Annotated in this window: 18 protein-coding genes; 15 read left to right on the forward strand and 3 right to left on the reverse strand. The window is 63.6% G+C overall.

The window, feature by feature from the left end; all coding sequences use genetic code 11:
* The 12 genes from VGO12_RS05775 to VGO12_RS05830 all read left to right on the forward strand — a co-directional run.
* Window positions 1–575: aldo/keto reductase (locus tag VGO12_RS05775; protein WP_327511772.1), on the forward strand; the 575-nt coding region annotated here is incomplete at its 5' end.
* A gap of 65 nt (window positions 576–640) precedes the next feature.
* Window positions 641–2242, forward strand: coding sequence for an ABC transporter substrate-binding protein (locus tag VGO12_RS05780; RefSeq protein ID WP_327511773.1), 1602 nt, complete (start codon window positions 641–643; stop codon window positions 2240–2242).
* A gap of 100 nt (window positions 2243–2342) precedes the next feature.
* The gene (locus VGO12_RS05785) at window positions 2343–3278 is read left to right on the forward strand and encodes an ABC transporter permease (RefSeq protein ID WP_327511774.1); all 936 of its coding nucleotides are present in this window, start codon (window positions 2343–2345) and stop codon (window positions 3276–3278) included.
* Complete coding sequence (locus tag VGO12_RS05790) at window positions 3275–4117, forward strand: ABC transporter permease (protein ID WP_327511775.1); 843 nt, start codon at window positions 3275–3277, stop codon at window positions 4115–4117. The genes VGO12_RS05785 and VGO12_RS05790 overlap by 4 nt, the downstream gene beginning before the upstream one ends.
* Window positions 4114–5697: an ABC transporter ATP-binding protein gene (locus VGO12_RS05795; RefSeq protein WP_327511776.1), complete on the forward strand. Its 1584-nt coding sequence runs from the start codon at window positions 4114–4116 to the stop codon at window positions 5695–5697. Before VGO12_RS05790 ends, VGO12_RS05795 begins: the two co-directional genes overlap by 4 nt.
* A gap of 109 nt (window positions 5698–5806) precedes the next feature.
* The gene (locus VGO12_RS05800) at window positions 5807–6694 is read left to right on the forward strand and encodes a LysR substrate-binding domain-containing protein (RefSeq protein ID WP_327511777.1); all 888 of its coding nucleotides are present in this window, start codon (window positions 5807–5809) and stop codon (window positions 6692–6694) included.
* A gap of 240 nt (window positions 6695–6934) precedes the next feature.
* A complete protein-coding gene (locus tag VGO12_RS05805; protein WP_327511778.1) occupies window positions 6935–9673 on the forward strand; it encodes an ATP-binding protein in 2739 nt (912 codons plus the stop codon).
* A 194-nt stretch (window positions 9674–9867) separates the two neighbouring features.
* Window positions 9868–10404: a transporter gene (locus VGO12_RS05810; RefSeq protein ID WP_327511779.1), complete on the forward strand. Its 537-nt coding sequence runs from the start codon at window positions 9868–9870 to the stop codon at window positions 10402–10404.
* A 265-nt stretch (window positions 10405–10669) separates the two neighbouring features.
* Entirely contained in the window at window positions 10670–11500 is an 831-nt protein-coding gene (locus VGO12_RS05815; protein WP_327511780.1) for an alpha/beta hydrolase, read from the forward strand.
* A gap of 131 nt (window positions 11501–11631) precedes the next feature.
* The gene (locus tag VGO12_RS05820; protein WP_327511781.1) at window positions 11632–12348 is read left to right on the forward strand and encodes a hypothetical protein; all 717 of its coding nucleotides are present in this window, start codon (window positions 11632–11634) and stop codon (window positions 12346–12348) included.
* Window positions 12349–12556: 208 nt separating this feature from the next.
* Complete coding sequence (locus VGO12_RS05825) at window positions 12557–13045, forward strand: twin-arginine translocation pathway signal (RefSeq protein ID WP_327511782.1); 489 nt, start codon at window positions 12557–12559, stop codon at window positions 13043–13045.
* A gap of 9 nt (window positions 13046–13054) precedes the next feature.
* Window positions 13055–13663 (forward strand): ferric reductase-like transmembrane domain-containing protein, encoded by a 609-nt coding sequence (locus tag VGO12_RS05830; RefSeq protein ID WP_327511783.1) that lies wholly within the window; start codon window positions 13055–13057, stop codon window positions 13661–13663.
* A gap of 104 nt (window positions 13664–13767) precedes the next feature.
* Here VGO12_RS05830 and VGO12_RS05835 read toward each other — a convergent pair whose 3' ends face one another.
* Window positions 13768–14967, reverse strand: a complete 1200-nt coding sequence (locus tag VGO12_RS05835; RefSeq protein ID WP_327511784.1) for an MFS transporter — start codon at window positions 14965–14967, stop codon at window positions 13768–13770.
* Between the two features lie 112 nt (window positions 14968–15079).
* Here VGO12_RS05835 and VGO12_RS05840 point away from each other — a divergent pair, with 112 nt between their 5' ends.
* Entirely contained in the window at window positions 15080–15595 is a 516-nt protein-coding gene (locus VGO12_RS05840; RefSeq protein WP_327511785.1) for a CGNR zinc finger domain-containing protein, read from the forward strand.
* 31 nt (window positions 15596–15626) lie between these two features.
* Here VGO12_RS05840 and VGO12_RS05845 read toward each other — a convergent pair whose 3' ends face one another.
* Complete coding sequence (locus tag VGO12_RS05845; RefSeq protein WP_327511787.1) at window positions 15627–16412, reverse strand: L,D-transpeptidase; 786 nt, start codon at window positions 16410–16412, stop codon at window positions 15627–15629.
* Between the two features lie 257 nt (window positions 16413–16669).
* Window positions 16670–17665, reverse strand: a complete 996-nt coding sequence (locus VGO12_RS05850) for a GlxA family transcriptional regulator (protein WP_327511789.1) — start codon at window positions 17663–17665, stop codon at window positions 16670–16672.
* A gap of 143 nt (window positions 17666–17808) precedes the next feature.
* Between VGO12_RS05850 and VGO12_RS05855 the strand changes: the two genes are divergently transcribed.
* Both VGO12_RS05855 and VGO12_RS05860 read left to right on the forward strand, forming a co-directional pair.
* On the forward strand, window positions 17809–18849 hold the full coding sequence (locus VGO12_RS05855; RefSeq protein ID WP_327511790.1) for an ABC transporter substrate-binding protein: 1041 nt from the start codon (window positions 17809–17811) through the stop codon (window positions 18847–18849).
* Between the two features lie 4 nt (window positions 18850–18853).
* Window positions 18854–19864, forward strand: a complete 1011-nt coding sequence (locus tag VGO12_RS05860; protein ID WP_327511791.1) for an ABC transporter ATP-binding protein — start codon at window positions 18854–18856, stop codon at window positions 19862–19864.
* Window position 19865: the final 1 nt, after the last annotated feature.

The raw sequence follows: 19865 nt of genomic DNA on the forward strand, positions 1-19865 counted from the left end.
GCGTCTCGACCATGTTCACCTGGCAGTTCGCCAAGATCCTGAAGGTCTGCGAAAAGAACGGCTGGGCCCGCCCGATCAACATGCAGCTCCAGCTCAATTGCGCCTATCGCGAGGAAGAGCGCGAGATGATCCCGTTCTGCGCGGATCAGGGCGTTGGCGTGTCGGTCTTCAGCCCGCTGGCGCGCGGCATCCTGACCAACGACATGAACTCGATCCGCAACCAGACCGACTTCTTCACCGCCGAAATGTACAACGATCGCGCCTCGCGCGACATCGCCTTGTCGGTTGCCCGCGTCGCCGAGGCGCGCGGCATCAGCCCGGCGCAGGTCGCCCAGGCCTGGGTTCTGCGGAAACCGGAAATTTCGTCGATGCTGGTCGGCGCCGACACCAAGGCGCAGTTCGACAGCGCACTCGCCGCGCTCTCGACGGAGCTCGACGCCGACGAAGTGTTCGAGATCGAACGCAACTACACGCCCTGCGACCTGATCAACGACTACACGGCCGGCAAGCGTCTGCCGCGCGAGCCGCGTCCGGCCGCCGGGCGCTTTGCCGCGCCCATGGCTGCTGTCGCCTGAGGGGACAAGGGCCGGACCGGACCGCGGTCCGGCCATCAAAAGATTTCTAGAGAGGGAGAGAGAAAGTGACTGAATACAAGACGCTCAGCGGCGCGCCGCTTCATGCCGAGGCCGAGGCCCTGACAACGCGCCTTGCGCGCGGCGAGATCGACCGGCGCGGGTTCCTGCGCGCCATGGCCTGGCTCGGCGTTGCCATCGGCGGCGTGGGCGCGTTGGGTGGTAAAGCCTTCGCCGAGGAAACGCCGAAGGACGGCGGTACCCTGCGCTTTGCCTGCCAGATTCAGGAAATCACCGATCCGATGATGACGAACTGGATCGAGGCGTCGAACCTGTTCCGCAACAGCCTCGAATTCCTGACCTATGTCGATGAGAACAACATCACCCACCCCTATCTGGCGAAAAGCTGGACGCCCTCGGCGGATCTGACCGTCTGGGATTTCGAGCTGGACGAACGCGCCAAGTGGTCGAACGGCGACGCCTTCCAGCCGGAGGACGTGATCTTCAACATCGAGCGCTGGATCGCACCGGATTCGCAAAGCTCGAACAAGACCGCTTTCGGCGCGATCTCGCGCGTGGAAAAGACCGGCGATCACAGCGTGCGCATCACGCTGTCGCGGCCCATGGCCTCTCTGCCGGAGCAGCTTTACTCCTACACCTGCCCCATCGTGCACCGCGGCTTCAAGGGCAACTGGCCGGCCGATCCGGTCGGAACCGGACCGTTCGCGCTGGTCAGCCACGAGGTCGGCCGCCAGTCCGTGTTCCAGAAGCGGCCGGACTACTGGGGCACGCCCGCCCGTCTCGACGGCATCCAGTATATCGACCTCGGCCCTGACGTGACGACGCATCTGGCGGCACTCTCCAGCGGTCAGGTGGACGTCATCTATCGCGCGACCATCGCCGAATACGACCTGATGAAGTCGTTGCCGAACATCCAGATCCTGTCGGCGAAGGGCGCGAACACCATCGTCCTGCGCATGCAGGTCGACCAGAAGCCGTTCGACGACATCCGTGTTCGCCAGGCGGTCGTGCTCGCGGCCAACAACCAGCAGATGCTCGACGTGGCCTATCGCGGGCGAGGCGATCTTGGCGCGAACTACCACGTCTCGCCGACCCAGGCCGACTACTTCTCGCTGCCGGCGACGCCGCGCGACGTGGAAAAGGCCAAGGCGCTGCTCGCAGAAGCCGGTCATGCCGACGGTCTGGACATCGAACTGACGCTCGGCAACACCCAGGGCAAGTGGGAGCAGGACACCGCGCAGGTGCTGCAGCAGAACCTCGCCGAAGCGGGAATTCGCCTGAAGCTCAACGTGCTGCCTGCCTCGCAGTACTGGCCGATCTGGAACAAGGTACCCTTCGGTCTGACCTTCTGGGCGCACCGCCCGCTCGGCACGATGACGCTGGACCTCGCCTATCGCTCAGGCGGCTCGTGGAACGAGAGCCGCTTTGCCAGCCCCGAATTCGATGCCGCATTGGACAAGGCCATGGCCCTGGTCGATCCCGAGGCGCGCAAGACGGCGATGCAGGAGGTCGAGCGCATCCTTCAGGACAACGCCGTGATGGTCCAGCCGTTCTGGCCCGAGCGCCTGAGTGCTGCGGCCGAGAAGGTGCACGGCTTCGTCCTGCATCCGTCGGACTATTTCCGCATGGACGGCGTCTGGATCGCCTGAGCAAGCGCCGGGCGTCTGACGCCCGGCTGTCGGGTCTGGTGAGAAGAACGGGGTTTCGGCCCCGTTTCAGGGAGAAGGGGGAGAAACATTGGTTTTTGGCATGTTCCTATTGAGAAAGGTCGCGATTGCGCTCGCCACGATGCTGGCGGTCTCGTTCCTGATCTTTCTGGCGCTGGAGGTGAACGTCGAGGATGTCGCGGTCAAGGTGCTGGGGCAGTATTCGACCGTCGAACAGCGCACGGCGTGGCTGGCGCAGAACGGTTACAACGATGCTTTCGTGCTGCGCTATGTTCGCTGGCTCGGCCATTTCGTGGCCGGGGACTGGGGCATGTCCACCTTCTTCCGCGCGCCCGTCGTGGAAATGGTGATGCCGCGCCTTGCGGCTTCGGCCATCCTTGCCGGCGGCGCGCTGCTGGTGATCGTGGTCTTCGGCCTCGGTCTCGGCGTGCTTGCCGGCATGCGGCCGGGTTCGCTCCTCGACCGGGTGATTTCGGTCTTTTCGGTTGTGACCACCTCGATCCCGGATTTCGCCTCGGCGGTGTTTCTCTCGGGCATCTTCGTCTTCTGGCTCGGCCTGTTGCCGGGGGCAAGCACGATGATTTCAGGCCTGTCGCTGGCCGAACTCATCCTGCCGGTTTCCGTGCTCGGGCTCTATTCGATGGGCTACCTTGCGCGGGTGACACGCGCCTCGATGGCCGACGTGATGAACACCCACTATATCCGCACGGCGCGGCTGAAGGGCGCCGGCATGGGCCGCATCGTGCTGCGCCACGCGCTGCGCAATGCGCTGATAACGCCCGTCACGGTCATCATGCTGCAATTGCCCTGGCTTCTGTCGGGCGTCATCGTGGTCGAAGTCTTTTATGCCTACAAGGGTTTCGGCACGCTTCTTTATGATGCCGCGCTCAACCAGGACATCTACCTGATCGAGGCCTGTGCCATGATCTCCGTCCTCGTCGTGGTGCTGAGCCAGATCCTGTCTGATCTCATCTACGGCTGGCTCAATCCGCGCATCGCACTGGGAGCCAAGGCATGAAGGCGCTCGTCCCGTACCTGACAAAACCTCTCGTCCTGGTGGGCGGCGCGCTGGCTTTCGGCTGGCTGCTGGTTGCCATTCTCGCGCCGCTGATCGCACCCTACGATCCCTTGCAGACGCTACAACCGCTTGCCAAGCCGCTGGCACAGGGCGCCAAGGGTGAGTTCTTTCTGCTCGGCACAGACATGCTGGGGCGCGACATCCTCTCGCGCCTCGTCTGGGGCGCACGCACAGTGGTGATCTACGCCACGCTCGCGACGCTCACCGCCTATGCCTTCGGGCTCCTCTTCGGCCTGATCGCCGGCTATGCCGGCGGGCGGACGGATGCTGTCCTCTCCTTCCTTGCCAACGTGGTGCTCAGCTTTCCGGTGCTGGTGCTCTACATCGTCATCATCGTGGTGATTGGCGCCTCGCCGGTGAACATCGTCATCGCCGTGACCTTCAGCAGTGCGCCGGCGATCTTCCGCATCGTGCGCGGGATCACCATCGACGTGGCGAGCCGTGATTTCGTCAAGGCCGCCATCACCCAAGGCGAAAGCACCTTGCGGATCCTCTTCATCGACATCCTGCCCAACACCACCGGGCCGCTCGCGGTCGATTTCTGCCTCAGGCTCGGCTACACGGCGATCACCATCGGCACGCTCGGCTTTCTCGGTCTCGGTCTGCCGCCGCCGACGCCCGATTGGGGCGGCATGGTCAACGAGGGCCGCGCCATGGCCATTGCCTTTCCGCATCTCGTCATCTTTCCCTGTATCGCCATTTCGTCCCTGACCCTCGGCCTCAGCCTTCTGGCCGACGGCCTGCGCGAAGTGAACGACGCGAAGGAGCGTCAGGCATGACCCAGCCCCTGTTGCAGATCCGCAATCTTTCCGTCGCGCTGCCGAAGGGCGCCGACCGGCCGTTCGCGGTGCATGATGTCTCGATCGAGGTGAAACCGGCCGAAATCCTCTGTGTCGTCGGCGAATCCGGCTCGGGAAAATCCGTGCTGACGGCGGCGCTGATGGGCGCCGCACCAAAGGGCCTGCGCGTTGCCGGCGGTGAGGCCGTCATGGGCGGGCGCGACCTGCTGACGCTCGGGGAACGCCAGTGGCGTTCTATCCGCGGCAAGGACATCGGCATGATCTTCCAGGAGCCGATGGCCTCGCTCAACCCGGCGCTGACCGTCGCGCAGCAGATCGAGGAGGTCTTTGAACTGCACGCCGACTTCCCACGCGCCGAACGGGCCGCACGGGCGCGAAAACTGGTCGAGGAGATGCACCTGCCGGAGCCGGACCGCATCCTCAGGAGCTATCCACACCAACTCTCCGGCGGCCAGTGCCAGCGTGTCGTCATCGCCATGGCCCTGGCGATGAGCCCGAAGCTGCTGATTGCCGACGAACCGACCACGGCCCTTGACGTGACGACACAGGCCCAGGTGCTGAAGCTGATCCGGGAACTGCGCGACAATCACGGCCACGGCATCATCTTCATCACCCACGATCTCGGCGTGGTGGCCGATATCGCCGATCGCATTGCCGTGATGCGTCGCGGCGAAGTGGTGGAGGTAGGCAGCGCCAAGCAGGTGCTGACGGCGCCGCAGCACGATTACACCCGCACGCTGATCGCCGCCGTGCCCAGCCTCGTGCCGCGTGATCGCCCTGTGGCTGAAGCAGGGGCGGAGCCAGCGCCGGCGCTGGCGGTGAGCGCGCTCAACCACAGCTACGGCGCCAAGCAGGTACTGCATGACATCACGCTTTCGGTCGCGCCGGGGCGGGTGCTGTCCATTGTGGGCGAATCCGGCTCGGGCAAGTCCACTGTCGCGAGGAACCTCATTCGCCTCACCGATCCGACCTCGGGCACGATCGCGGTCGGGGGGCACGCGATCCTCGACCTCAAGGGTGGCGCGTTGCGCCGTGTGCGCCGCCGGATCCAGATGATCTTCCAGGATCCCTTCGGCTCGCTCAATCCGCGCCGCAAGGTGGGGCCGATGATCGCGCGGGCCGCTATGCTGTCGGGCGCGAGCCGCCACGAGGCAGTGGAACGGGCGAAGGAGTTGCTGGAACTCGTCGGGCTGCAGCGCAACGCCTACGATCGCCGCCCGGCGGCCTTTTCCGGCGGCCAGCGTCAACGGATCGGCATCGCCCGGGCGCTGGCGATGCGGCCGGATGTGCTGATCGCCGACGAAAGCGTCTCGGCGCTGGATGTTTCGGTCCAGGCTCAGGTGCTCGATCTCCTGGCCGACCTGCAAAAGCGCCTGTCGCTCGCGGTGGTGTTCATCACCCATGACCTCCGGGTGGCCGCGCAGATCAGCGACGAAATCGTGGTGATGAGCAAGGGCCATGTGGTCGAACGCGGTCCGGCCAGCGAGGTCTTGACCCGGCCGCAGCATCCCTATACCCGCGATCTCATCGAGGCGGCGCCGGGACGTGGCGCCTTCTGACGCTGTCGGCAAGCGGGAAGATGCCGGGTCCAGATCTCCATGCTGATCCGGACGGCGGAACCGGTCGACCGGGACTGCCGCTCCGGGCGCCAAGCCAGGTGTCGTTCCGATGTCGGTTTCTCCGTCCCTGACGTCTCTTCGGGCCTTCACGGTCGTCGGGCAATGCCTCAGCTTCACCCAGGCGGCGCACCGGCTGGGCGTGACGCAGAGCGCCGTCAGCCGGCAGATCCGCCAGCTCGAAAGCACGCTCGATGTCGCCCTCTTCCGCCGCATCGGCAATAGCGTCGCGTTGACCGAAGCGGGCGCCGTGCTGCACGAGCGGCTGCTCGTCTCGTTCGACCTGATGGACGAGGCGGTGCGCGAGGTGCGCGCGACGGTGCCGCGGCAGACCCTGAAGGTTCTGGCGCCGCCGACCTTCGCCGCGCGCTGGCTGTCGCGGCGGCTGACCTCCTTCCGGCAGCGTTTTCCCGATCTCGACCTGTCGCTGCATATGCGCGGCGACGACAATGTGCGGTTCGACTGCGTGATCCGTTTCGGCGCCGGCCCGCGGGAGCGGCATACCAGCACGCGGTTGATGACCGAGCAGCATATTGCGGTGTGCGCGCCCGGGCTCCAGGCCGACCCGGAGCGCCTGCGCGGCAGCTGCCTGCTCTATGTGCTCGACGAAACGCGGCGGCTGCCCACCTGGGACAACTGGTTTCAAGCGGCACAGCGCGATCGCCGGAGCCTGCCCGAGAATGCCATGGAGTTCGCCACGCTCGACATGGTGATCCAGGCTGCCCTGACCGGAGCGGGGCTTGCCGTGGTGGATCGCAACATGATCGAGGCCGAGTTGCAGGCCGGCAGTCTGATCCAGCTCGACCCGGTGGTGGTGACGGGGCCGATCGGCTACTGGCTCGACATATCCGGCGAGCGCCTCGCGCGCTCGCGCGTCGTGCATTTCGCCCGCTGGCTGCAGCAAATGGCCGGCGCCAACCGCGAGAACACCCTGCCTTAGGCGTCATCAATAATGGTCTCTGGCACCGACCGCGTTGTGCGCCTGCAAGCGCGCCGATGCTGACGAACGTCTTATTGCCTCTTGCCGGAGGACGTTTATCATCTCGCCTGTTCTGTTATTCGAGAAGCCATTTCCAGGCGTCGCCGATGATCGTCGGGTGCCTTCATCTTTCTAGATCCATAGCTTGCTAAAAGCTGTCTGCATCCAGACCCCCCGCGTCGACAGAGGCCGGAGAATAGCTTGGAAGAGGAATTATACTTCGCGCCGTTTTCGATCGTTCCTGCAAGGCGCAGCCTTACGCGCGACGGCGCGATCGTTGCGCTCGGCAGTCGAGCGATCGACATTCTCCTTTTCCTGATCTCCAGTCCCGGCGAACTGAAAGCCAACCACGATATCGTCAAGCAGGTCTGGCCGGACACGTTTGTGGACGAGGCAAATCTGAGGGTGCATGTTTCCGCCTTGAGAAAGGCACTCGGCGACACGCGGGGCGAACCGCAGTACATCGCAAACATACCGGGACGAGGCTATGTATTCGTCGCACCGGTCGAGAGACGACCGGTCGCTCAAGCCGAGCGGACCATTCGGCCGCTTTTGAGCGACGATCCCGACGATATGCGGATCTTCGGGCGCGACCAGAGTATCGAAGCCGTCGTCTCGCAGCTTGAAAAAGGGCGTCTGGTAACGATTGCCGGACCGGGTGGTATCGGCAAGTCCACGGTTGCCCGGGCAGTGGCGGCCCGCCTGGGCTCCCGGTTCAATCTCGTGCGGATCGATCTGTCCGAGGTCGGGGCCGGCGAACTTGTCCCCACGGTCGTGGCATCCCGTCTCGGCGTCCTTTCCCGTTCGGGCGAACCGATCAGCGCAATCAGCGTGGCCCTCGAGGCAACGCCCACCCTCGTCGTTCTCGACGGATGCGAGCATGTCGTCGAAAACGCCGCCAGGTTCGTTGAAGCGGTGCTGCACGGGACGAGGGCCGTGCACTTTCTCGCGACCAGCCGGGAGCCGTTGCGGTCCGCCGGCGAGAGGGTGCACCGGCTTCTGCCCCTCGCTCTTCCACCATCGACGCTGTCAAGCCGGGAGGCACTCGCGTTCCCTGCGGTTCAGCTCTTCGTGGAACGCGCGGATGCATGTCTGGGCGGCTACGAACTCTCCGAGGAAGATACGCCGGTTGTGATCGATATCTGCAGTCGCCTCGACGGCATTGCGTTGGCGATCGAGTTGGCGGCGGGTCGTTTGGAATCCATGGGCGTCGCGGCGCTCGGCAAGTCATTGACGGACTGCTTCAAGGTCTTAAGCCGTGGCCGCCGTACGGCGCTGCCGCGGCACCAGACGCTTCGAGCGGCCCTGGATTGGAGCTATCTTCTGCTCAATCCATCAGAGCAACGCGCGCTTCGCGAACTGTCGGTGTTCCGCGGCCGCTTCACCGCGAGCGCCGCTGAAGAGATGCTGACGGAAGATGCGACCGATGTCCTGGCTGCGCTCGTTGCCAAATCTCTGGTGACCTTGGAGGCCAATGTCGAGGATCCGTACTATCGACTGCTCGACACGACCCGGATCTATGCCGCCGAGAAGCTTGCCGGCAGCAGTGAATTCGAGCGCGCGATGGCCAGATTGGGCAACTATCTCTGCCTGCTCCTGGAAAAATCGGGCCCGACACTCCACACAAACTCGGCCGAAGAAGTCGAAGCGGGCGCATCCCATCTTGTACCCAGCCTCCGGGCCTGCCTTGATTGGGCATTCGGAGCGAAAGGCGACAGGCTTCTCGGGGCCAGGATCACGGTAGCGGCACTGCCTTTGTACTTCAAACTGTCGCTGTTTGATGAATGTATCGCCGTCGTCACGGCCTCGATCTCCTACCTTGATGCCAATCCGGACCTGGACGAGGCGAGCAGGATGAAGCTCTACACGGCCCTTGGCTGGCCACAGCTGATTGCAGCGGACGAGCCCTGGCGTGGCGTTGCTGCATGGACCGCTTCGGCCCGGATTGCCGAAAAGCTGGGCGATGTTGATCATCAGCTTCGTGCGATATGGGCGCTCTGGGTGGACGCCATCAACAGGGCGGCACCCAGGGAGGGGCTTGCATGGACGGAGCGGTTTACCGATCAGGCGATTGTCTCGCCGGATCCAGCCGACAGCGTGATCGGCCAACGCATGCAAGGTGCGACGCTGCACTGGCTGGGGCGCCACGCCGAGGCGGAGGCTCACCTCGAAGCGATGCTGGCGCAGTACGAGGATGTTCCGTCCGCTGGACACTCCATCCGGTTTCACTTCGACCAGCGGACGACGGCGCACACCATCTTGTCGCGCTGCAAATGGTTCCTCGGCCGTGAAACGGACGCTTTGAAAGAGGTGGAGGACAGCCTCCTCTACGCCGAGAGCATTCGCCACTATGCCTCCTTGACCAATGTGCTGGCCGAGGCGGCCTGCCCACTCGCGCTGATGACCGGCGACGACGGACTGGCGGCCCATTACATCGCCATGCTGCGGGAGCATACGAAGGCCATGTCGCTCGACGTATGGCGGACTTACGGGGATTGCTTCGAGGCCGAGCTCATGCAGAGGGCCGGTGAAAGTCTCGGCAGTCTGAGGCTGTTGCGACACGGGTTGCAGCAGTTGCGCGGCGCAGGCTTCGTGCTGTTTGAAACCATGTTCGTTTCGACGGAGGCCCGCGCACTTTCCGGGATAGGTCGAGACGAGGAGGCACTTGGCGTGCTCAATGCCGCCCTTGCAAAAGGGGCGTTATCCGGGGAGGCGTGGTGGCTTCCGGAACTGCACAGGGAAAAGGCGGGGATCTACCTGAAACAGGCTGACCTCCGCAACGCCGCCGCAAGCTTCGAGGCGGCCATTTGGGCGGCGGAACTTTCGGGAGCGAACGGTCTGCTTCGCCGTATCGAAGGGGACATGGCCGACGCGCAGATATGCCTTGATCCGGTCTTGTCCGGCGCCAGTGCCGCGGTTGGCGCCAGGCGTCCGGAGTAAATCTGCAGGTCCGCTTCGACCGTTTACACCGATTTACAACTCTCTACTCGGCAGGTCGTGCTCCTCCATGCATCATCGCTGTTGCAGCGCTGCGTCACCCGTCTGACGCGACAAGGTCGCTCAAGCATTTTTTGAACTGCTTCTCCCTTCGAGCGTCCACGACCGAACGAGGCATGAAGTAGAGGAGAGCGCCCATGGAAGGCAGCCAACCGATCCGTTTCCTCGTCATTCTTTGTGGGGGTGAGGGCGGCGAGGGACTGGATTGCGAACTCGAGCTCGGACACTTCGCTCCCGCCTACTATCTTTTCAAGGACGATGGGGCTGACGTCGTGCTCGCCACCCTTGAGGGCGGGCATTGTGATCTGCCGAACTTCAAGCGGTTGGCATCCGACGCCCCCGACGTCGGCCGTTTTCTTGCAGACCGCTCGGCGCGCGACGATCTTGCCGACACGCTCGGTCTCCATCAAATCGTGATCGATGACTTCGACGCAGCCCTTTGCCTCGGGTTTTCCGGAGAACTCTGGAAAGGCGGCGGCAACGAGGTCGTTCTGCTGTTGAGGTCACTTCTGGACAGCGGCCGCCCGGTGGCCGCGATCCCGGGAAGGGATATCGCCCTTGCTCCCCATGGAGCCGCCGCTGGACTCCTGATCCTTGGGGATGCCGGGGACGCTCCGGTCATGGCGGCTCACGCGCTCATGAAGGTCGCGAAGGAACGCCGTCTCAAAGCCTGAGCATGGGGGGCGTTCTGGCTCACCTGGCCTTTGCATCGTTTTACGACGCTTTACTCGCCAACAATCCGGATATGCTGCAGCGTGGTGTCGTCAAAGGGCGGACAGTCAGGAGGTAGACATGAAGGAACGCGCAGTCACCCCTAAAGTGCTTGCAACGCGACGCGATCTTCTCGTGGCAGGCGGAGCGGCAATGGCCGCCATGGCACTACCGGGCCTGGGATCGGCCGCACAAGGATCATCTTCAAATCCACCGGGAGACAAAATCATGTCGTTCGTCAAAACCAAGGACGGTACCGAAATCTTCTACAAGGACTGGGGGCCGCGCGATGCACAGCCCGTCGTCTTCCATCACGGGTGGCCGCTCAGCGCCGACGACTGGGATGCGCAGATGATGTTCTTCCTCGACAAGGGCTTCCGTGTCGTCGCCCACGATCGCCGGGGTCACGGGCGTTCGACCCAGACCTGGGAAGGCAACGAGATGGATACCTATGCCGCCGACGTGGCGACCGTGACGGACCATCTCGACCTCAAGAACGCGGTTCATGTCGGGCATTCCACCGGCGGCGGCGAAGTTGCCCACTACGTCGCGCGGGCAAAGCCGGGGCGCGTTGCCAAGGCCGTGCTCATCGGCGCTGTGCCGCCCATCATGGTCAAGTCCGACAAGAACCCCGGTGGGTTGCCGATCGAGGTGTTTGACGGCTTCCGGGCAGCGCTCGTCGCCAATCGCGCCCAGTTCTTTCTCGATGTGCCGGCCGGCCCCTTCTACGGTTTCAATCGTCCCGGCGCGAAGGTGAGCCAAGGCGTGATCGAAAACTGGTGGCGCCAGGGAATGATGGGTGGCGCGAAGGCGCACTACGACTGCATCAAGGCGTTCTCGGAAACCGACTTTACCGAGGACCTGCAGACGATCGCCGTGCCGACGCTGGTCATGCACGGCGATGATGATCAGATCGTGCCCTATGCCGACTCTGCGCCGCTCTCCGCGAAGCTCCTGAAACACGGCACGCTCAAGACCTACCAGGGTCTGCCGCACGGGATGTGCACCACGCACCCGGACATCATCAACGCCGACCTTCTCGCCTTCATCAAGGGATGATCGTCGGCGCCCCGATGCTGGCGGCGACCGCCCCGCCGCTGGCATCGGATGGATGGGACGAAACAAAAGGAGGGGCGCTGCTCATTGTGGCGATCGCCCCAACAGGAGACCTGGCCAAAAGGAGACCTGGAATGCATTGGAAGCACGCAACCGGCGTCGTCATCGCCGGAACGGCATCGCTATGGCTAAGCGCTGCCGCCGCCCACTCGATCGAGGCCGAGCCGGCCAAGGCCGTGCATGCCGCGTTTGACATTGTGGAAACGAGCATCGTCACGAAGGGAGACAGGGCCGTTTTCACGACTCGCGTGCGCGGCGAGGCCGGCAAGGACAAGCCGGATGCGACAGGCAAGTTCGAGGGCTCGAACGTCTATGCCTATGTCTGGCCGACCAGCCTCGACAGCGGAGAGATCGGCTTCGATAACGGCCAGGGGATCGTCGCGCTCGCCGTCACCTTCCATCCGGATTTCGACGACGCCGCCAAGGGCGGCAAGAACCGCCACATTTGGCATCCGCACTGGGTCGTGCTGTCCGAAGACAAGGCGTGCGGTGGCGGTCTCAAGGTGGTCGACATTCCTGAAGGCGCAAAGCCGAAGGTTCCAGAGACCTGGCCCGGCGTTCCACTGCTGATCGACAGCCCCGAATATCCGACCAGCTTCAAGGGCGAGACGGTCGATGTGGAAATCCCGCTGTCGCTGATCGGCGGAATCAAGGGCGCCTCCTATGACGGCGTGACGGCCGGCCTCAAGGTCAACGGCAACCTGCACGCACCGCTCCTGTGCGTCGACAACGTCTTCAAGGTCGCATCGGGAAATCTCAGCCTGCCCGGCAAGGTCATGGAAGCCGAGTAGCCATGCAAGCGTCGGTCCGGCGACGGCGATCGCCGGACCGACAGGTTCTCCCCTCGATCGTTGCGATCATCGCCCGGCGTCGCGTTGTTCAGGCTGCGGCCCTTCATCACGAAACCGTGCCCGCATTTGTTCGCCGCCTCGATTGGTCGGCGACCGAAAAGGCGTTAAGTTCGGCACGTCCATCGTCGAATTCGGGAAGGAGATCGGCATGTCTGACGTCTGCTTCGAGCGCCGAACCTTGATTGCCGCCGGCGCCGCCTTTGCGGTGGCGGGGCTTTCCGGCTTCATTGTGCCTGCCCGGGCCGCCGGGCTTGCCGCGACGCCATCGATGCGTGGGGGCGCCAACAACTATATGCCGGGCGCCCCGATCGTCGAGCGCATCGGCGGCGGCGGTTTCTGGATGTCCGGCACGGTGCGCCGCGCCGGCGACGGCTCCCCGCTGGCGGGCCAACGCATACAGATCTGGGCCCATACCACCGAAGGCAGCGAGCGCGACTGGCACAGCCACGGCGCCACCCTGACAGACGCCAGCGGCGCGTTCCGGCTCGAAATGCCGCAGATCGTGCCGGCGCTCGGCCAGGCCCATGCGCATCTCAGCTATGACAGCGGCGAATACGAAACCGTATTCCTTCGCCCCTTGCTGTCGAGTCCGAAGGACACCAGTCTTGAGGCGCATTTCGTCCTGCAGCCGGCCTGACCCGACGCGATGCGTCTGGCTCGCGCGATGCTGATCTGGACCGGCCTGGCGTTTGCGATCATCGTGCCGCTAACCTTTGCCGCGACGAGCGAGTATCTGGCTTGGCGCGACCCGGTTTACATTGTCGCCGGCTTTGCCGGCGTCGTCGCGCTCTGTCTCGCGCTGGTGCAGCCGCTGCTTGCGCGCGGCTGGCTGCCCGGCCTGTCCCTCTTGCCGGGACGTCGTGCTCACCGTGCGGTTGGTCCCGTTCTGGTCGCGGCGGTTGTCATTCATGTCGTCGGCCTCTGGATCACCAGTCCTCCCGACATCGTCGACGCGTTGCTGTTGCGCTCACCGACCCCGTTTTCCGTCTTCGGCGTCGCCGCCATGTGGGCGCTTTTCGCCTCCGCACTGCTCGCTGCGTTCCGGCGTCGCCTCTCGCTGCGTGCCTGGCGCATCGGTCACACGGGCCTCGTCATCGTCGTCGTGCTTGGCGGCGCAGTCCACGCAATGCTGATCGAGGGCACCATGGAGACGACCTCGAAGGCCATGCTCTGCGGTCTGGCCATCGTCGCAACAGCGGCCGCAGTCGCGACCTCCTGGTTGCGTGCAACGAGGTGGGTCCTTGGCAAGAAATGAGGTTCCCGCCGCCCCCGATGCAAAGGAAGGCGGTCACGAGCGTTGAGCGTCTCCGCCGCAGCCACATCGTCTCGACGCCGATCATATGGAACGGCCGCGAGACGTCATTGCGGCTCATCGGCCAGCTCTCCGCTCGACGGAGCGGTTGAGATCTGTGGCAGCCAGAGCGTCATGGTGGCGGCCGCCATGGAAAGCGCGGCGGCGCACAGGTAGATGCTGCTACGGCCCCATTCTTCGCCCAACTGACCCGATAGCAGGGTTCCAAGGCCGTAACCGGCCCACATGAAGCTTGTGAGCCAGCCGAACGCCTCCGTGCGAAGTTCGGGACTGGCACTCAGACCGACCGCAAGCTGCCCAATTGCATCGCGGGCACCGCTGAAAAAGCCGGCGGCCATGTAAAGCGCCAGCAAGCCAAATGGCACGGTGACGCCGATCATCGCCACGAATAAGACGGCGGTCACCAGGTGTAAGGCCACTAGGTCTCGGTTCACCTTCGCGCCTCCGGCGCGTGCGCCGTAATAGAGGCCGCCCACGACCTCTCCTCCCGCGAACGCGCCAAGAAGCAGGCTTGCCGTTGCCGCCGCAACGCTCGCCACCGCCCCGACCTGCAAAGCGCCTATCGTGAAGGTGTCTGCGGCGATGACGGCAAACAGAAGCAGCAGCGGGACGTTTGTCATCAAGGTGAGCGCTTTGTCGGCGCGGCGGGCCGGTCTCTTCCAGCCGTACGGTCCGGTGGCGATCAGCAGGTCTCCCGTAATCTTCGCGACAGCGCAAAGCCCGAGAACCGTGGTCGCAGGGATGAAGGCCAGCAGGGCGCCGACGACGATGGGCCCGACAATGAAGGTGGAGGAATTGATGGCCGTATCGAGTGCGTATGCAGTCGACAGGTTGCTTGGGGCTACGAGCTGCGGCCAGGCACCGCGCACGACGGCACCCGACGGCGGCGTCGAGCAACCAAGAACGGCTGCCGCTACAAGGAGCGCCGGGAGCGACAGGTCAAGCCCGATGGCCGATACGATTGCCGCATAGGACAGCGTATGGACCGCGATGAAGATCAGAAGCGTGCGGCGTGGGCCGTATCGATCCGCGAGACGACCGCCGACCGGTGCGGCCACGGCCAGCGACAGCGCGTGGCAGAACAAGACAGCGCCGGCCGCGCCAAATGATCCACTGCCTTTTGAGACTGATAGCAGAAGCGAAAGGCTCAGCATCGATGTCGTCAGGCGGCTGATCGTCGTCGCGCCTGCAAGTCGCGTGACACCGGGACCGCGCAGAACGGCGGCGTAGTTTCGCCAGGTCGACATGGTGTTACCTCTCTCCCGCTGTTAAGACGTAACAATGGAAGAGCGAGGTGTTACCTGTCAAATGCAACTTACAAGTAACTCACAACGGCAATCCGGTCTGGCTGCGACGCTGGTGAACCTTGCGATCGACGGCCGGGCAGGGGGGCGTCCCCATCAGGGCCTGCGCAATGACGCCTTGAAGGACGCCTTTGCGTCCAGGCTCGGTGCCATGATGCGGGAGCGCATCCTTTCCGTGAAAGATGGCGGTGCCCGGCTGTATCGGGTGGCGGCCGAACTTCGCACGGTCTTTGAGGCGGAGGACGAAACGTCGGCCGCCGCGACCCTCAATCGGCTCATGCGCCGTTACAGGGCTAGCCCCTACCTCATTGAAGATGTGGGGCAGCCCCATCATCTTCACTTTCACGGCGATGGCGAAACCGACGTGGAGGCGCTTGCTGCAGAATTTGCGGTATCGCTGGCGCTTCTGATGGACACCTTCGGCAGCCGGCGCTTTGGCATCTGTCATGCCCGGGACTGCGATCGCAGCTATGTCGACGTCACGCGCAACGGATCAAAGCTATACTGTTCCGATGCGTGCGCGGCACGGATGAAAATGGCGGACTACCGAGCACGGGCACGCAAGCGATAACGGGCCAGCTCATTTTCGAAAAGGAAGTCTTTCATCCCACCACGATCGGCACTTTGGTCGGCGACGCCTTGACCCGGTTGTAGAGGTCGATGACGTCCTGGTTGATCATGCGCACGCAGCCGGAGGATGCCTGAGTGCCAATGGTCCACCATTCCGGCGAGCCGTGCACGCGATAGCCGGTGTCATGGCCATCCTTGAAGATATAGTGCGCGCGGGCGCCAAGGGGGTTGTCGAGGCCACCGGGCTGGCCGCTCGACCATTTTACGAGCTCGGGCTTGCGCGCGATCATCTCCTTGGGAGGCGTCCAGGTCGGCCACTGCTTCGTGTACTGGATCTCGGCGCGGCCGTTCCATTCGAAGCCGGCCTTGCCGATGCCGACGCCGTAGCGGATGGCTTCGCCGCCTTCCTGGACCCAGTAGAGATACCGCTCGCTGAGCCGCACCACGATCGTTCCCGGCGCCTCGCCGGTCGGATCGAGAACGATCTGACGCCGGAATTCCGGCTTGATCTTCTGGAACGGGACTGCCGGGATCGCGAAACCATTGTCGACCAGCGAGGCATACATCGTGCCGTTGTCGGTGATGTTGCTGTCGACGCTGACCAGTGGGATCGCCCCGGTCGACATGCGGTCGACGCCCGCTGGCGCCATGCGGCCGGACGGCTCGAGCGACGGCAGTTCAAGCGCCTGCGAGCAGCCGGAGGCACCAAGCAGGGTCATCACGCCGAGGCCCGAAAGCACAGTGCGGCGGGAGACGAGGTGCTCGTTCTGCTGGAAGGGGTTTCCAAATGAAAGGTTGTGATCTTGCGGCTTACGCATGCGCTTTTACCCGAACGAACGGTTGGCCTCATGCCCACCGGATGGGCGCATTTTCACAATTCGTGGTTAACAAGGCGTGAAGCGGGCCTCCGGGTTGCGTCCAAGATGTGTCACGGATCGCGCCCGAGCTGTGCGACGGCGAGATAATCTCGGTGGTGCGGGTACGTTTCCGACCGCTGGCGAGGGGGGCGCATCGTGCGCATGGGCTGACGGAAAACGCTGTCCGTGCCTCAATCGATCGCTGGGCGCCCGACTGTTCAGCGCTGATCCGGGCGTTCCAGCGCCCGGAAGGCGCTCGGCGTGTCCCCAAACGTTTTGCGGAACTCCCGCGAGAAATGGGCCGTGTCTGCGAAGCCTGTGATGTTGGCAATCTCCATCACCGTCAGCGAGCCGCCGGAAAGCAGGTAGCGCCCGTAGTTCAGCCGCATGTTTCTAAAGGTTTGGCCGATCGTCTGGCCGAGGTTGGCGCGAAACAGGCGTTCGAGCTGGCGATGCGATATCGCGCAATAGCGGGCAATTGCGAGGTTGTTTGGCGGCTGGTCGAGCTGTTGTTCCATGAAGTGCAGCGCTTTGCGCACGCGGCTGTCGGTTCCGTCGGGCGGCAACTGGAAAAAATGCGCTTGCGGCACACTGGCCGGGCGCATCGAGGTGAGCATCATGTGCCGCATCACCTGCCGGGCCCGTTCGGAGCCGCAATGACGCACGATGAGGTACAGCGCCAGATCGATGGCTGCGGTCGACCCGGCACAGGTAATGACATCGCCTTCATCGACGAAAATCCGGTCGAGCGAGATCTGTGCGCGGGGAAAGCGGCTCTTGAACGCCTCGAGTACGTTCCAGTGAATGCAGTACCGGCGTGCATCGATGAGGCCGGCCCGCGCCAACGCGAAACTTCCCGTACAGATGCCGAGCAGCCCGACGCCGTTCCCGTGGGCCGACCGGATAAAATGCATCAGTGCTGGAGCCGGCGTATCGTCGTCGAAGCTGTTGCCGCCGCAGACCGCGACGTAATCGAAACCTGCGGGATCGCGGGGTGCCGGCAGCGTGGTGATCGCGACGCCGCAACTGGCATGAACCGGGCCTCCGGACAGCGAATAGACGTCCCATCCGACACGGATCTGCCGGCTCTTTGCTGCGTCGTCGGCTGCGAGCCGCAGCGCGTCAATGAAGCCGGAGAAGGCTGCAAGCGTGAATTTGTTCTGCAGAATGAATGCTATACGCAGTTCGAAACTGCTTTCCCGCGTCTTTGTCATACCGCTGGCCACCGATGAAGTTGTCGGCCATGTTCAATCATGCGTCCATAATATTCAATATGGATGCCGTGCTTATTGCTATGGTCTCAGCCGGACAGAGGTCCCAAGCGCACAAAGCGCAACCCCAGAGACGGAGATATCAGATGAAAAAAACCATCCTGCTTGCCACGGTTGCCAGTGTCGTCGGCCTCCCCCAGACAGGCCTCGCCCAGACAGCGCCGCAGTCGATCACAGTTGCCTACTATGGTGGCAACTGGGGCGAAGCGTTCGACGCATGTGTCGCAAAACCCTTTACGAAGGCGACCGGAATTCAGGTCGTTGCTGAAATCGGCAATTCGACCACCACGCTCTCCAAGCTGCAGCAGCAGACTGGAAATGCGGTCATCGATGTTGCCTACATGGATGGCGGCATCAGCGAGATCGCGGAAGCCGCAGGCGTTCTGGAGCCGATCGATCTCGCAGAGCTTTCCAATTCCGGAGCCCTTCTGCCGCAGGCTGCCTACAAGAACGGCGATCATGTCTTCGCCGTCAGCGCCGGCTACTATTCGCTCGGTCTGATCTACAACACGTCGGAAGTGACCGAAGCGCCCAAGAGTTGGGAGGAACTGTGGAACGACGCCTATGCCGGGGCCGTCGCCATTCCGTCGCCGAACAATTCCGCCGGCGTGCCGTTCGTGATCTTTCTTGCCGGCGCCTTCGGCGATGCGTCCGAAACCATGGATGCCACATTCGCCAAGCTGAAATCGCTGGATAGTGGCCTGCTCTACGATACATCAGGTGCTGCTTCCAACGCGTTCCAGAGCAACGAGATTGTCATCGGCGCGCATTTCAATGTTGGTGCATGGGACCTGATCGATGCCGGCCTGCCGATCGGCTTCGTCGTCCCGAAGGAAGGTGTGTGGGCCACCGATGCGCGCATGCACATCGTCAAGGGTACGAAAAATGCGGAAGCCGCGGCCAAGTTCATCGACACGGCCCTGACGCCCGAAGCCGCAACCTGCCTTGCGGAAAAGCTCTATCTCGGCCCGGCGATCACCGGCGTCACGCTCTCGGCCGATGTCGAGCGAAAACTGCCCTGGGGCACCGGTGGGTCGATCGAGACCTTGCGTCTCTTCGATTGGGCCAAAGTCAATGCGGCGCGACCTGCGATCACCGACCGCTGGAACCGCGAGATTGCGAACTGAACCAATGACCCTGCTTGCCATCACAAACGTCACGAAGTCCTTCGCCAACTATCGCGCGCTTGATCGCGTGTCGTTGGATGTCGCGCAGGGCGAATTTATTTCGTTGCTCGGCCCGTCGGGCTGCGGAAAGACGACGCTTCTGCGCATCATCGGCGGGTTCATGTCCGCAAACAGCGGTCGTGTCGTGATCGATGGCGAGGATGTCTCGGTTCTGCCGCCCGAAAAGCGACCACTGAACACGGTCTTCCAGAACTATGCGCTGTTCCCCCATATGACCGTGTTGCAGAACGTCGCCTACGGGCCTCTGCGTGGCGGCGCCTCTCGCAAGGAGGCGGAAAGCCGTGCCCAGGAAGCGCTGGAAATGGTGGGGCTTGCCGCAATGGCGCCCCGCAGTCCGCGCGCGATGTCCGGTGGACAGCAGCAACGGGTGGCGCTTGCGCGCGCCATCGTCAACAGACCCAAGCTGCTGCTGCTCGACGAACCGTTGTCGGCACTGGACCTGCAGTTGCGCAAGCGCATGCAGATCGAACTGAAACAGTTGCAAGTCCAGCTCGGCATCACGTTCATCTTCGTCACCCACGATCAGGAGGAGGCGATGGCCATGTCCGATCGTATCGCGGTCATGTCGGCCGGCCATATCGAACAGATCGACGTCCCGGAGGCGATCTACCGCCGTCCGAAGACCCGTTTCGTCGCCGACTTCATCGGGGAGGCGAACATTCTGCCGATGCAGGCCGATGGCCGTTCACGCGCCGAAAACCCGTCCGAGGGTGTCCTCCGCCCGGAAAACTTGCGCGTCTTTACGCAGGCGGACGATCTGCCCGCAGGTTGGTCGTCACTGCCTGGCCGCGTGACCGCCACCACCTATGTCGGCGGCACGTCCAATATCTACCTCACCTCCGGCGACCGGACGCTGCACGCCCGCCGTTACAGCGCCTTGCCGGATGGCGTGCGCGACGGTGTCGACGTCATCGCCGGTTTTGATCCGGCGGATGTCCACGTTCTGGAAGGATAGG

The organism is Ensifer sp., from assembly GCF_035999135.1.
Classification (GTDB): domain Bacteria; phylum Pseudomonadota; class Alphaproteobacteria; order Rhizobiales; family Rhizobiaceae; genus Ensifer.

What these genes read in the sequence shown, in the direction of transcription:
- VGO12_RS05820 (WP_327511781.1), top strand. Translation starts at nt 11,632, where the DNA reads ATGCATTGGAAGCACGCAACCGGCGTCGTCATCGCCGGAACGGCATCG.
- VGO12_RS05810 (WP_327511779.1), top strand. Translation starts at nt 9,868, where the DNA reads ATGGAAGGCAGCCAACCGATCCGTTTCCTCGTCATTCTTTGTGGGGGT.
- VGO12_RS05800 (WP_327511777.1), top strand. Translation starts at nt 5,807, where the DNA reads ATGTCGGTTTCTCCGTCCCTGACGTCTCTTCGGGCCTTCACGGTCGTC.
- VGO12_RS05825 (WP_327511782.1), top strand. Translation starts at nt 12,557, where the DNA reads ATGTCTGACGTCTGCTTCGAGCGCCGAACCTTGATTGCCGCCGGCGCC.
- VGO12_RS05790 (WP_327511775.1), top strand. Translation starts at nt 3,275, where the DNA reads ATGAAGGCGCTCGTCCCGTACCTGACAAAACCTCTCGTCCTGGTGGGC.
- VGO12_RS05855 (WP_327511790.1), top strand. Translation starts at nt 17,809, where the DNA reads ATGAAAAAAACCATCCTGCTTGCCACGGTTGCCAGTGTCGTCGGCCTC.
- VGO12_RS05785 (WP_327511774.1), top strand. Translation starts at nt 2,343, where the DNA reads ATGTTCCTATTGAGAAAGGTCGCGATTGCGCTCGCCACGATGCTGGCG.
- VGO12_RS05835 (WP_327511784.1), bottom strand. Translation starts at nt 14,967, where the DNA reads ATGTCGACCTGGCGAAACTACGCCGCCGTTCTGCGCGGTCCCGGTGTC.
- VGO12_RS05830 (WP_327511783.1), top strand. Translation starts at nt 13,055, where the DNA reads ATGCGTCTGGCTCGCGCGATGCTGATCTGGACCGGCCTGGCGTTTGCG.
- VGO12_RS05845 (WP_327511787.1), bottom strand. Translation starts at nt 16,412, where the DNA reads ATGCGTAAGCCGCAAGATCACAACCTTTCATTTGGAAACCCCTTCCAG.
- VGO12_RS05850 (WP_327511789.1), bottom strand. Translation starts at nt 17,665, where the DNA reads ATGACAAAGACGCGGGAAAGCAGTTTCGAACTGCGTATAGCATTCATT.
- VGO12_RS05815 (WP_327511780.1), top strand. Translation starts at nt 10,670, where the DNA reads ATGTCGTTCGTCAAAACCAAGGACGGTACCGAAATCTTCTACAAGGAC.
- VGO12_RS05795 (WP_327511776.1), top strand. Translation starts at nt 4,114, where the DNA reads ATGACCCAGCCCCTGTTGCAGATCCGCAATCTTTCCGTCGCGCTGCCG.
- VGO12_RS05860 (WP_327511791.1), top strand. Translation starts at nt 18,854, where the DNA reads ATGACCCTGCTTGCCATCACAAACGTCACGAAGTCCTTCGCCAACTAT.